11 protein-coding genes are annotated in these 12,856 nt (G+C 40.1%); all 11 read left to right on the top strand.

From position 1 onward, the window contains the following. The first annotated feature begins 159 nt into the window (after nt 1-159). The gene (locus B3P23_RS12585) at nt 160-882 is read left to right on the top strand and encodes a TolC family protein (RefSeq protein ID WP_293926509.1); all 723 of its coding nucleotides are present in this window, start codon (nt 160-162) and stop codon (nt 880-882) included. Nucleotides 883-884: 2 nt separating this feature from the next. Next, nucleotides 885-3,047: a hypothetical protein gene (locus tag B3P23_RS12580; protein ID WP_293926506.1), complete on the top strand. Its 2,163-nt coding sequence runs from the start codon at nt 885-887 to the stop codon at nt 3,045-3,047. A gap of 10 nt (nt 3,048-3,057) precedes the next feature. After that, nucleotides 3,058-4,503, top strand: coding sequence for an O-antigen ligase family protein (locus B3P23_RS12575; RefSeq protein WP_293926503.1), 1,446 nt, complete (start codon nt 3,058-3,060; stop codon nt 4,501-4,503). Then, nucleotides 4,484-5,401, top strand: a complete 918-nt coding sequence (locus B3P23_RS12570; RefSeq protein ID WP_293926501.1) for a glycosyltransferase family 2 protein — start codon at nt 4,484-4,486, stop codon at nt 5,399-5,401. The genes B3P23_RS12575 and B3P23_RS12570 overlap by 20 nt, the downstream gene beginning before the upstream one ends. Further along, on the top strand, nt 5,398-6,594 hold the full coding sequence (locus B3P23_RS12565) for a glycosyltransferase family 2 protein (RefSeq protein WP_293926499.1): 1,197 nt from the start codon (nt 5,398-5,400) through the stop codon (nt 6,592-6,594). The genes B3P23_RS12570 and B3P23_RS12565 overlap by 4 nt, the downstream gene beginning before the upstream one ends. A gap of 195 nt (nt 6,595-6,789) precedes the next feature. Further along, complete coding sequence (locus B3P23_RS12560; RefSeq protein ID WP_293926497.1) at nt 6,790-7,248, top strand: acyltransferase; 459 nt, start codon at nt 6,790-6,792, stop codon at nt 7,246-7,248. After that, on the top strand, nt 7,241-8,179 hold the full coding sequence (locus tag B3P23_RS12555) for a glycosyltransferase family 2 protein (RefSeq protein ID WP_293926494.1): 939 nt from the start codon (nt 7,241-7,243) through the stop codon (nt 8,177-8,179). The genes B3P23_RS12560 and B3P23_RS12555 overlap by 8 nt, the downstream gene beginning before the upstream one ends. A 4-nt stretch (nt 8,180-8,183) precedes the next feature. Next, nucleotides 8,184-9,623 (top strand): lipopolysaccharide biosynthesis protein, encoded by a 1,440-nt coding sequence (locus B3P23_RS12550; protein ID WP_293926491.1) that lies wholly within the window; start codon nt 8,184-8,186, stop codon nt 9,621-9,623. A gap of 54 nt (nt 9,624-9,677) precedes the next feature. After that, nucleotides 9,678-10,805: a hypothetical protein gene (locus B3P23_RS12545; RefSeq protein WP_293926488.1), complete on the top strand. Its 1,128-nt coding sequence runs from the start codon at nt 9,678-9,680 to the stop codon at nt 10,803-10,805. Continuing rightward, nucleotides 10,805-11,710: an SP_1767 family glycosyltransferase gene (locus B3P23_RS12540; protein WP_021188942.1), complete on the top strand. Its 906-nt coding sequence runs from the start codon at nt 10,805-10,807 to the stop codon at nt 11,708-11,710. The genes B3P23_RS12545 and B3P23_RS12540 overlap by 1 nt, the downstream gene beginning before the upstream one ends. A gap of 4 nt (nt 11,711-11,714) precedes the next feature. Next, nucleotides 11,715-12,854 carry a glycosyltransferase family 4 protein gene (locus tag B3P23_RS12535; protein ID WP_293926481.1) on the top strand — a complete coding sequence of 380 codons (1,140 nt, stop codon included), beginning with the start codon at nt 11,715-11,717 and terminating at the stop codon, nt 12,852-12,854. Nucleotides 12,855-12,856 lie beyond the last annotated feature (2 nt).

Raw genomic sequence — 12,856 nt, 5'->3', positions numbered from 1 at the left:
GCTCATATAAAACTTATTTGTGTGTGAAATGTGCTATATTTATGTAATTGCAAGACATACTTTGATTAAGATGAGAATTACGAGTTGATGAAAAATTATCGAATGAACACATATATCTATTTTAACACTTTCCTAAATAGTTATTTAGGAATAAAAAAAATGATCACATTATTTTTCTTTATCGCATTTTTCAGCCATGCGAGTTATGCGCAAAGTGTGATTAAAACGGCACAGGAGATCGATTATGCGCAACTTGTATTGCCACCTCTGGAAGATCTATTTGAAAATGCCAAGAAAAGTCCGAGTGTAGAAATGTTTGAATCCAAAATGATGGAGCAAGACAATCTTCTCAAATCAGAGAAAAGAAGCTGGTTAAAATATTTTAAAGTTGGGGGAACATGGCAATATGGTAATATCGGTGTAAACTCCATGTTTACTGATCAGTATACGCCATTATTTTATCAATATTCGGGTGCGACACAGAATTCATTTTTTGTTAATGCCGTAGTCGCAGTGCCTATAGATGATATATTTGATCGTTCTAATCGCGTTAAAAGACAAAAAATGCAGCGTAAATCTACTGAACTGGAAATGGAAAAGTGGTTAGATGAACAAAAAATGCGCATTATTGATTCTTATGTGAAAGTTCTGAATGCCGTATCGTTATTAAAGAAAAAAACTGAAAATCTGACGCTGACCGAAGCGCAGTTGAAAATCGTCGAATCCGATTTTGCCAATGGACACGCAGCGATCTCAGATCTCAATGCGGCAAAGAAAATGGAAGTTGAAGCTTTTGAAGCCTTTAAGTTGACCGAAAGTACCATTATGTCCGAACTATTACATTTAGAGATCTTAAGTAGAACAAAAATTATAAGTAAATAACAATGGGTATTATAATTTATATTATTAAATCTTTATACAGATTTAAATGGTGGTTAATCTTATTACCCATTTTAGTGACGTGTATCGTGATCTATTCGACTAGAAAGATGAATCGATATTATGAGTCGGACATGACCATTTATACCGGTATCATCTCTACCAATGGCAATGATCTTTCTCAAGATGGTAAACAAGATTGGAATGTCCTTAAAAATTCGTTGTTGAATGTAATCAATACGATTGGTTCTAAAGAAACGATGCGCGTCGTATCGTTAAAGCTTTTTGCTAGAACGATGATTAATGGAGATCTGACTAAAGATAATACCTTTATTTCCAGTGAACATTATCGTGAATTACTTAATATTACACCCGAAGCTGTCCGCAAACTTATTGATAAAACCTCAGAAGAACGTACGGTAGAAAATCTTAAGAAGTACGAAAAAATCGATGCCAAGAACTTTGTGTACGGATTATTTAATTGGAACCATCCCTATTTTAGTTATGGAGCGTTAAGTAAAATTGATGTTAAGCAAGTTGAAAACAGTGACATTCTACACGTTACCTATGAAAATAACGATCCTGGTATTACCTTCCAGACCCTCAGTATATTGAGTGAGGTCTTTGCCGATGAGTATCGAAATCTTCAGTTTGGCAATACCAATAACGTGATTAAATATTTTGAGTCTGAGCTTGCCCGTATTGGAAAAGATTTATTCCTGAAAGAAGATTCCCTGACCAAATTCAATGTCGATAATCGTATTATCCATTATGACAAACAAACCGAGGCGGTGACCATTCTAGACAAAGATTATGAAATCAGAAAACAGGATGCTTTGTCAGCACGAAATAAAGCGCAGGCAAGTATAGTTCAATTAGAATCAGGAATTGATGCCAATATTAAAAGTATTAAAAATAATGCGCAATTTTTATCAAAACTTAGGGATATATCTGATTTGAATTATTCTATTTCTCAAATTGAATCTTATAAGCCAGACTCGTTGGGAGTGGTCAAAAATGCTTCTTCAGCATCCACTTTAAATGATCTACGTTCATCACTAAAAAGTAAGGAAAAAAACTTTCGCGATTTTATCGAGGATTATTCGGCACAAAAATTCACCAAAAATGGCTACCCAAATGCCAATTACGTCACACAATGGGTGGATGAATTGCTAAAATTACAGCAAGCACAAGCTGATATCTTGGTTGTCAATGATTTTAAAACAGAACTGGATAAAATGTATTCTCATTTTTCTCCAATAGGATCGTTGCTCAAAAGACAAGAACGCGGTATCAATTTTACAGAGCAAAGCTATTTATCTGTTTTAGGAGGTCTCAATGCAGCACGTTTACGACTCAAGAGCATTGAGATGAGTTCCGCAACACTTAAGGTCATCAATCCTGCGACCTATCCATTAAATTCCAAACCAACAAAACGTAAGATGCTGGTAGCAGGTTCATATTTCGGTACTTTGGTGTTTTTGTTGGGCTGTTTATTACTGCTGGAATTGTTGGATAGAACCTTGCGCGACAAGACGAGGACAGATCGTATCACCAAGGGGCAAGTTGTTGGTGCATTTCCTAAGAAAAAAAGTGGACGTTATCAAGATCAGATTATTAAAATTGCTTCGCAAGCGCTCGCCAATCAGTTATTTGTCTACCATAGGCTAGATAACGACAGCAATTTTATTAATATATTAAAGTTTGATTCCACAGTAGCAACCCGAGAGGTGATGCACCATGTATTGGAGGAATGGAAAAGTATTGGACTTCGTGTCGACATCTTGCAAGAGGGAGAAGATTTTAATGCCCGATCAAGAGCTTTTCTGATCGAGTATGCACTATTAGAGCAGATGAAACAAGCGGGCAATGATTATACGTTAGTAGGGCACACCAACCTCTTCAATGTCCCTATACCCACTTCGTATCTGACGCAAGCTACCGTCAATGTCGTGATGCTTAGTGCAGAGTCGACTTGGAAAGAAGAAGATGAGGAGCTATTTCAGGATCTTGTAGAAAGAAGCGGGGATGTACCTGTAGTCATTTGTCTTGTCAATGCAGATCGGTTTGCCATTGAGACCTTTACAGGACTACTGCCACCGTATAGTTTCTTGAGAAAATTAGAGTACAAATTTTCGCAACTTGGTATTACGGCTTCTAAAGCGTAAGGGGTTAGATATGTTTGACAAGGAGGTATTAAAAGGTATTTTTTTTGAAAAGCTAGTATTGAAGATCATTGCTCTCGCGAGCTGTCTTCTACTCGCTTTTCTAGCGGTCTCTGGTGGTCTCTTGCCTCTTGTAGGTTTTGCGCTGATACCGTTTATTTTTTGTTTTCTAATCGTTTGTGTCAAAAAGCCGTTTATTAGTTTTCTTTTTCTATTTACCGTATGTTTTTTCATCATGGGGGTATTGCGCTACGTGCGTATTCCTATGCCACCAAGTCTTGTGGTAGATTTAGCGATTTTATTCAATTTCATTGTTTTAGCACTCCATCACCTTTATCAAAATTATAACGCAAAATTCAAATTACCGGCATTCTTCTTTATTTCTTTATGTTGGACTGCCTATTGTTTTGTAGAGGTATTCAACCCCATTGGTACCTTTGGTAATTGGTTAGGGACGATACGTGCTACCGGTATCTATATCATTCTTTTTCAGTTCTTAGTTTATTACATCTTTAAGGATGCTAAGAAGTTAAAGATGTTTCTTGTTTTTTGGGCTATATTAACCTTACTTGCTGCGCTCAAAGCCGTAGGGCAAAAGTATATCGGTATGGACGTCAATGAAAAAATATGGCTTTATACACTTGGAGCCCATACGCATGTGATCTACAGCGGGATTCGTTATTTTTCTTTTTTTACCGATGCAGCAAACTTTGGTTGCCATATGGGCATGGCGATGGTTGTTTTCTCGATTTTATTTTTGTATGAAACGAATAAGGGTATTCGATATTTTTACCTTATTGTTGCTATTTTTGCCCTTTACGGTATGATGATATCCGGGACCCGATCGGCCATGGCCATACCTGTTGCTGGCTATGCTTTTTATATTATATTGCTCAAACAGTGGCGTTTGATTGTGGTTGGATCAATTTTATTCATAGCCGTTTTCGGTTTTCTATCTTTAACAAGCATTGGTAATAGCAATGCAGATATCAGACGTATGCGTACAGCGTTCCAATTCAAACAAGATGCCTCTTTCAATTTGCGTAAGGAAAACCAGCAACGGATGAAATCATTTATGGGAAACTATCCCATAGGTTTAGGACTTGGATCGGCCAAAAATGCAGGCGAAGGTGACCTCTTGCATGGTCTGCCCACCGATACCTCCTTTGTTTTTATTTGGGTCGAATCTGGAGTGATCGGTCTTGTGCTTTATATCTTTATTTGGATCTGTTGTCTGGTATCGTGCTTTTACTTTGTTTGGTTCAAATTAAAGGATCCCATGATTCGAGGTATTTGTAGTGCCTGTGGAGCTGGTATTGCGGGTATGATGGTGGCGGGTTACGGCAATGAAGTCTTGCACCAATTTCCAACCGGAGAAACAATTTATATATTGATGGCCATCGCCATGTTGTGCCCTTATTTAGATAAAAATAAACAAAATGAAGTCCAAGTCACATAAAGTTTCTTTTATAACCGTTAATTATAATGGGATTGTGCATACCGATCATCTGTTGCAAACCATTTTTGAGAAGGACTTTATTTTTGACTTTGAAGTCATCGTCATGGACAATGGATCTCAAGACAATGAGTTTGCGGTACTGCAAGCAAGATACCCACGCATCAAAGGAGCCTATCTGATAGAAAATTTGGGTTTTGCAGGTGGCAATAATCGTGCTATAGAGCAGGCCAGCGGTGACTATTTATATTTTATCAACAACGATACATTACTGCCCGAAGATGCCGGAAGTCAGATCGAATCCATGATCAACTTCTGTTCAGCCCACCCTCAAGTTGGAGGTCTTTCACCAAAGATCATGTACGCAGTACCCGAAAATTTAATTCAATTTGCCGGTAGCAGCCCATTAAGCGCTATCACATTAAGAAATCAGCAGCTGGGTTATCGAGAGCTGGATCAAGGTCAATATGATCAAATCCGTCAGATTCCTTATTTCCATGGCGCAGCCATGTTTGTTCCCAAAATTGTGATCGATCAGGTCGGTGTCCTGCCCGAATGTTATTTTTTGTATTACGAAGAATTGGATTGGTCCTGCACGATAACCAAGCACTTTGAACTGTATTATTTTCCCCAAGCCTTTATTTATCATCTCGAGAGTGCGTCCACGGGTATCGAGAGTCCATTTAAAATATTTTATCTCACGCGCAATAGAATCATTTTTGCCTATCGGCAGCGCCGGCAGGTCGTGAGACTACTCGCTTTATGTTATTTAACTTTTATCGCTTTTCCTAGTAATATCTGTATATATTTGTTCAAATGTAAATTACAGCACTGTTGGGCAATGGTACGTGGACTAAGCTCAGCGTATCGTTGGATCTTAGGCTTAAACCGTGATATATGAACATGATGCTTGCGCTTTTTTGGTATATTGATTTTTTATTTTTCATCATTTTTAGTTTATGGGTACTATATGTTTTCGTATTTGCATACGCATCGCGTATACCCAACAGGCATATTTACCCCGGTACGGACAAAAAATTGCGCTTTGCGATCTTATTTCCTGCCTATAAAGAAGATCGTGTGATCATAGAAAGCGTACTTCACTTCAACAAGCAGCACTATCCAGATGACCGTTATCAGATTGTGGTGATTTCAGATCAGATGAAGCCTACTACGGACCACAGGCTAGGGCAACTGGGAGCTATTATCGTCCATCCGCAAGGACTAAAACGCTCCAAAGCTTCCGCTCTTCATACTGCGATGGACCGACTGGATCCCCAACATTTTGATGCCGTAGTCGTGATGGATGCAGACAATATTGTTTACCCTGATTTTCTCGATCAGCTCAATAATGCTTTTGTCGCTGGAGCTAAAGCGGTACAGACACATCGTACGGCTAAGAATAAGGGAACGAACGCAGCTGTTTTGGATGGTGTCAGTGAAGAAATCAACAATTCTATTTTTCGATTAGGGCATACGCGTCTGGGCTTACCAGCAGCATTGATCGGTTCGGGTATGGCATTTGATTTTACTTGGTTCAACGATCGTATTCGCCGCATCGAATCCATGGGAGAAGATAAGTTTTTAGAATATTACTTACTCTTGGATCGCATCGATACTGCCTATTTAGAAAGCGTGATGGTACTCGATGAGAAAATTCAAAACAGTAATGACTTTTCGCAGCAGCGCAGACGTTGGATTGCGTCCCAAGTTGATATCTTCAAAGTTGCTGCAGCGCAATTTAGAAATGCGATCCAGACGCATAACTGGGCTTTGGTAGATAAGATTTTCCAATGGTCTATGCCCCCTCGCATCATGATGCTCGGACTCCTTCCGTTGATCTTTATCGGATCGCTTTTTATTGTTGCAGTCTCTTCTTTAAAATGGTTTTTTTTAATTATCTTGTACATGGCAGGATTAGCTTTAGCAATACCGGCACGATTGTATTCCAAATCCTTACTCATTGCCGTGTTCAGCATACCACGTATGTTTTTCGCGATGTTGAGTAGTATTGTGCATTTCCGCTCTGGCAGATCGACATTTATCCATACCAAGCATGGCGATTCAGTGGACCATGACCATAAAGACCTATAGTTGTATCCATTAAGTAAGAAAAAGAATACCCTGATTATTATGGCCTTAAAAGATAAAATCAAAGCATCACCACGTCTTAAAAAAATCGTTCACAGTCTGCTTATGCATCCCGTCAGAACACGTCCTCGATGGTATATTCGTTTATTCCAGTTTTTATACGTGCGCAGGGGTAGGGGCTCCGTTATCTACTGTAGCGTGAGGCGAGATCTCGTCCCGTTTCGCAAATGCGAAATAGGCGCATACTCCGTGGTCGAATCTTTTTCTTTACTCAACAATGCGGTTGGAGATCTCTTGATTGGTAGCCATTCGCGCATTGGTGTAGGCAACACCATTATTGGTCCCGTCACCATTGGTGATCACGTGCATATCGGGCAGCATGTGTTGATCTCAGGTTTAAATCACAGCTACGAGCAGGTTGATCTGAAAATCTCCGATCAAGGCGTCACCGTCAATCAAATATGTATAGACAGCAATGTCTGGATCGGGGCAAATGTCGTCATCCTTCCCGGTGTCCATATTGGAGAGCATAGCGTGGTCGGCGCTGGATCAGTCGTGACAAGAGATGTTGCTCCCTTTACGGTAGTCGTAGGAAATCCAGCCAGGTGTGTAAAAAAATGGGATCCCGTACAGCATAAATGGATTAAAAATGGATAAGAGCCGTCCTGCAATCAGTGTGATCATGCCCGTCTATAATACAGAGGCTTATGTTGATCTGGCCATCCAGAGTGTCATGGCACAAACATTTCCAGATTTTGAATTGCTGCTCATCAATGACGGATCCACAGACAATAGCTTACCTATTTTGCAAGATTGGTCTCGCAATGATACCCGTGTCAAGATCTTTTCACAAGAAAACCAAGGATTATCTGCCGCACGCAATACAGGTATGATGCACGCATCCGGCAGCTATATCTATTTTATGGATAGCGATGATCTGATCATACCTACTACATTAAGTTCATGCTACGCCATTTGTGAAAAACAAGAATTAGATTTCGTGTTTTTTGATGCCGATGTTTTTGACAGTGATCTCGAAAATCCAGCGTTACTCAGTAACTTTAATTATCAACGCAAGCACTTTACACCCCACAGGGTTATGTCTGGAAAGGCAGCCTTTGATCATCTGCTTCACAATGGAGAGTTTTTTTCATCCGTATGTCTGTTATTTATACAACGCGATTTTTTAAATCAGATTAATCTAACCTTTCAAAAGGGTATCGTTCACGAAGATCAATTATTCACATCGTTGTTGTTTCTCAAAGCCAATCAAGTGGTCTATATTCCCACAGCATTTTTTTTACGTCGTGTTCGTATGGATTCCATCATGACGGCTCCATATGCCATGAAGAATATGCAAAGTTATTGGGTTGTCGGACATCAGTTATTGCAGTATGCTAAAAAAAATAAACCGATTCAACCTCTTGTGGATCTTTATGTGAGGGGCATGATTGACGCTGCCGTGTGGAAGGCCTACCTTATGCCTTTAAAAGATAGGCTTCGTATTTTTATAGTTTGTTTACGAGACTGGAGACCTTACGTCAAGTGGAAGACCTTGATGGTTTTATTGTTTAAGAAATATAAATAGGTCTATGAAAAGTACCCAACAACAAGTGCTATCCGGAGTTTTTTTTACGGCTGTAGCTAAATACTCCAATTTAGTGATCTCGCTTGTCGTCACCGCTATCCTTGCACGACTTTTATCACCAGATCAGTTTGGGGTCATCGCTATTGCTATGGTCATTATCGCGTTTTTAAATTTAATAGCAGATATTGGTCTTTTTCCAGCGGTCATCCAGTATAAAGATTTAGATCGCAAAGACCTGGGGCAACTATTTTCTTTATCCTGTTATTTGGGGCTTATCATTGCATCTGCCTTAATTTTTACTTCCCCATGGATTGCCCATTATTACCAGCAGCCTTTACTTAAAAATGTCATCAGGCTCTTGGCGATCGGTTTATTTTTTACCGCAAGTTCAGTGGTCCCCAATGCGATGTTCTACCGAGAGCGGATGTTTAAATTCATTGCGATCAGGAGTTTTGTTATTCAGGTCATCCTTGGGGTCATTTCCATTACTGCAGCACTATATGGAGCTGGTATCTATGCCTTATTGATCAATCCCATTCTGTACAGCATCCTTATTTTTATAGTATCGTGCATACACTTTCCCTTGCCCTTTCGCTTTAAGATCTCTTTAGATGCCATCAGGCCCGTATTAAGGTACTCCAGTTTTCAGTTTCTGTTTAATATTGTCAATTATTTTGGTAAAAACTCAGATACGCTGTTGATTGGCCGACATTTGGGGGTGGGCTTGTTGGGTTATTATGACAAAGCTTATCAACTGATGTCGCTTCCCCTGCAAAATATTACGCAGGTCATCACACCTGTTATCCACCCCATACTTAGTCAAAAAAAAGGCCACCCATCCCAGCTGGTTTCCGCCAGCGAAGAACTGGTCAAGCTCTTGGCACTCATCGGATTTCCCCTTACCGCATTTCTATATTTTTCCGCAGGAGATCTGATATTTTTATTCTTCGGTCCACAGTGGGATCAAGCCATTCCGGTTTTTAAAATATTGAGCCTCACCGTTGGTATTCAGTTGATCTTGTCATCCTCCGGTTCTATTTTTCAAACAACAGGCGATACCAAAAGCATGTTTTTCTCCGGACTCTTTTCCGCCGTTTTAAATGTATCCGGCATATTGATCGGTATATTTTATTTCAGATCCATTCTTGCCGTCGCCCAATGTTTGACGGTGACCATCAGCATGAATTTTATTTTTACTTATCTGTTGATGTATATGCATATTTTTAAGAGAAGCATTTTATATTTTTTTATGCCACTCATCAAACCGGTTATTGCAAGTTTATTTTTAAGTTTAGTACTTTATATATGTACCCTAGTTTTTATTTCAGATATCGTCTGGTACGCATTAGCGATTAAGAGTATGGTTTCCCTACTTTTTTTTATCGGCATGGTCTGGTTCGGAGGCTATCGATCTTATGTAGAACTGTATTTAAAAAAAAAATAATAAAAAATAAGCAAGTATTTTTAAGATATATGGATCGTATCGTGTTTTAGTGTTATGGGTTTAAAAATTTTGTTTCTCGTTTTTCATGGTTTTAGTGCGCACAATGGTATCAGTAAGAAGATATTTGGCCAGGTCAAAGGTTTTCAGGACTATGGAGCCGATGTTAGGCTTTGTCATTACGAGGTGTTGGAAAATAACCACCGTGCTTGGTTGGTAGATGATCAACTGATTGTCGATTTTGGCCAAGGTAGTTGGGCTAAATTGAAAAAAAGATTTGATTTCTCAGCCCTGGTTCAGTATGTCCAACAAGAGCGGTTTGATTTAGTTTACATGCGATCCTATCACAATGCAAGTCCGTTTTTGAACGATGCGGTGCAGCAGTTTCGTCAATCGGGAGCCCAAGTTGTGATGGAAATTCCGACCTATCCTTATGACCAAGAATATATCCGTCTGCTGGACAAAATAGTGCAGTGGCCAGATCGTATTTTCAGAAGATCTCTGGCCGAGCGCCTCGATGCTGTCATTACATTTGCTCAAGATGAGCAGATCTTTGGACAAAAGACCATCCGTATTTCCAATGGCGTTGATTTCGATTCACTGCCAGTCCGCGTCCCCACTGCTCGTGTAGCTCATGAAATCCACCTTTTGGGGGTTGCCGAGATCCATTACTGGCATGGTTTTGATCGCGTGATCAAGGGCTTGGGCGATTATTATAAAAAGCATCCCCAGACGAAAGTATTTTTTCACATGGTGGGCAACCTCAGTGGCAAGGTGGAGCAAGATGCGATATTCGACGCCATTAGCGCAGGTGATGTCAAGGATTATGTGTTTATGCATGGAGCCCTGTGGGGTGAAAAGCTGGACAACATGTTTGACCTGGCAGATTTTGCCATCGGCAGTTTAGCAAGGCACCGCAGCGGAATCACCTACATTCGGACTTTAAAAACCCGAGAATATGCGGCACGCGGTATCCCATTTATTTATTCCGAGATTGATACTGATTTTGAAGGCAAACCCTATGTTTTAAAAGCAACGCCAGATGAAACGTCCCTCGATATTGCGCAAATAGTAGACTACTGCTCTACATCGACCTTATCCCCCCAAGACATTCGAAGGGATATCTATGATCTATCATGGAGTAATCAAATGAAAAAAGTGATTGATAGTTTAAAGCTAAACTGATGGCAGCATATTTAAATAAGATTAGAGACAAGATTCGATATAATGCAATTATCGAATGGTACAATTTATTATTCTTAATCACCAATAAAAAGCAGCAGATTGTACCCAAAGTGTCCACGATTGAAGCAACTATTGAAGAAATTATTGCTACCCGCTGTTCCGTTAGTCGATTTGGCGATGGAGAGCTGCTTTTGATCGGTGGAGAGGGCATTCGCTTTCAGCAGCGTGACGCCAAGCTGGGCGAGCGACTAGCTGAAGTATTGTTGAGCGATAAGCCCAACCACAAAGTATGTATATCCGATGCTTTTACAGATCTCAGCAGATACAACAGGAGAGCACGCAGGTTTTGGCGAGCACATTTTTATCTCTACGGTTATCTGTGGGACAGATACCTCAATAAAAACAAGACCTACGGCAATACTTTTATCACACGTCCCTATATCGATTTTGATAATAAGAGTCTTTCAGCGCATTGGTTTTCACTTTTAAAGCACATTTGGCAAGGACGTGATGTCGTTTTCATCGAAGGCGAAAAGAGTCGACTAGGCATGGGCAATGATCTTTTTGATCAAGTCAAGAGTATTAAGCGTATTCTCTGCAAGTCAAAGGGCGCATTTGATCAGTACGATGATATTATCCACGAAGCACTTAAGCTGGATCAAAGTACCCTTATTTTAATTGCATTGGGACCAACCGCGACCGTACTTGCTTACGATTTGAGTCAGTATGGCTACCAGGCCATTGATGTCGGCCATATTGATATTGAGTATGAATGGTTTAAAATGCGCGCTACGCATAAAGTCAATATTAAGTCCAAATATGTAAACGAAGTGCATGGCGGCGACCAGGTGATCGTCCAAGACGAAGAGCGCTATCAAAGTCAAATTCTAAAAAAGTTGGTATAACGGAATGAAAATTTTATATTATCTGCCCTCTCTTTATCCTGCAGGAGGATTAGAAAGGATCATTATTTTCAAAGCAAACTACTTTGCCACACATTTTCCAGATTATGAAGTCGTCATCATGACATCGGAGCAACGTGGTAAGCCCACTTTTTACCCTTTATCCGACCAGGTCAAACACATCGACTTGGATGTCAGCATCGATTATCCATTTGATCAGTCTTTGTTAAAAAAATTTTTTCTTTTTCCTTTTCGCTATTCTACCTTTAAAAAAAGATTTATAAAGGCAATTGAGCAAGAAAAGCCAGATATTGTTATTTCGACCATTAGACGGGAGATTAATTTTTTACCCTTATTGAGGGACGGGAGTTTCAAGATCGCAGAATTGCATGTGACAAAAGAATTTTATCGTCCCAATTTTGATAGCAATTTAAACAATTGGTTGCAGCAGCAGCGCGATCGGAGCAGAGCAAGTAAACTTAAAATGATGGATGCGGTTGTTTTTTTGACCCATCAAGAAAAGTATCTGTGGCCAGAACTTCAGCATGTACATGTCATTCCCAATCCGCTGGTTTTCAGTGCTACGACCATTTCAAGTTGTACCGCAAAGCAAGTGATTGCAGTCGGTCGGTATGTACCACAAAAAGGTTTTGATTTGCTGATCGCTGCCTGGGCCATCGTGAACGGACGTCATCCAGACTGGGTATTGAAAATTTATGGAGAGGGTACAGGTGTAGACCTGCAGGGCCAGATCGACCGATTAGCATTGTCCGATGTTTGTACCTTACGACCCACCACCAGTGCCATTGAAGAAAAGTATGGTGAAAGCTCGATCTTTGTGCTATCATCGCGTTATGAAGGTTTTGGGATGGTATTGGCCGAAGCCATGTCTTGTGGCTTACCAACTGTCGCTTTTAACTGTCCCTCGGGACCTAGTGAGATCATCAAGCATGAGGTAGATGGCTTTTTAGTAGATAATGGCCATATTGCACAGCTGGCCGATCGTATTTGCCAGTTGATTGAAGATGAGGCCCTGAGAAAAGAGATGGGGATGCGCGCAAAGGAAAACAGCGCACGCTTTCATATGCAGAATATCGCTCTGCAATGGAAAGAACTCTTTGATACGTCCAATCAAACCTTTAAATAACA

Source organism: Sphingobacterium sp. UBA6320, assembly GCF_002440335.1.
Classification (GTDB): Bacteria; Bacteroidota; Bacteroidia; order Sphingobacteriales; family Sphingobacteriaceae; genus Sphingobacterium.
The sequence above is the reverse complement of the archived record's forward strand: the minus strand, read 5'-3'. Positions and strand labels throughout refer to the sequence as shown.

Bases quoted from the DNA above. Each gene is read 5' to 3' on its own strand.
- B3P23_RS12585 (WP_293926509.1), top strand. From the start codon at position 160: ATGATCACATTATTTTTCTTTATCGCATTTTTCAGCCATGCGAGTTAT.
- B3P23_RS12580 (WP_293926506.1), top strand. From the start codon at position 885: ATGGGTATTATAATTTATATTATTAAATCTTTATACAGATTTAAATGG.
- B3P23_RS12575 (WP_293926503.1), top strand. From the start codon at position 3,058: ATGTTTGACAAGGAGGTATTAAAAGGTATTTTTTTTGAAAAGCTAGTA.
- B3P23_RS12570 (WP_293926501.1), top strand. From the start codon at position 4,484: ATGAAGTCCAAGTCACATAAAGTTTCTTTTATAACCGTTAATTATAAT.
- B3P23_RS12565 (WP_293926499.1), top strand. From the start codon at position 5,398: ATGAACATGATGCTTGCGCTTTTTTGGTATATTGATTTTTTATTTTTC.
- B3P23_RS12555 (WP_293926494.1), top strand. From the start codon at position 7,241: ATGGATAAGAGCCGTCCTGCAATCAGTGTGATCATGCCCGTCTATAAT.
- B3P23_RS12550 (WP_293926491.1), top strand. From the start codon at position 8,184: ATGAAAAGTACCCAACAACAAGTGCTATCCGGAGTTTTTTTTACGGCT.
- B3P23_RS12545 (WP_293926488.1), top strand. From the start codon at position 9,678: ATGGGTTTAAAAATTTTGTTTCTCGTTTTTCATGGTTTTAGTGCGCAC.
- B3P23_RS12540 (WP_021188942.1), top strand. From the start codon at position 10,805: ATGGCAGCATATTTAAATAAGATTAGAGACAAGATTCGATATAATGCA.
- B3P23_RS12535 (WP_293926481.1), top strand. From the start codon at position 11,715: ATGAAAATTTTATATTATCTGCCCTCTCTTTATCCTGCAGGAGGATTA.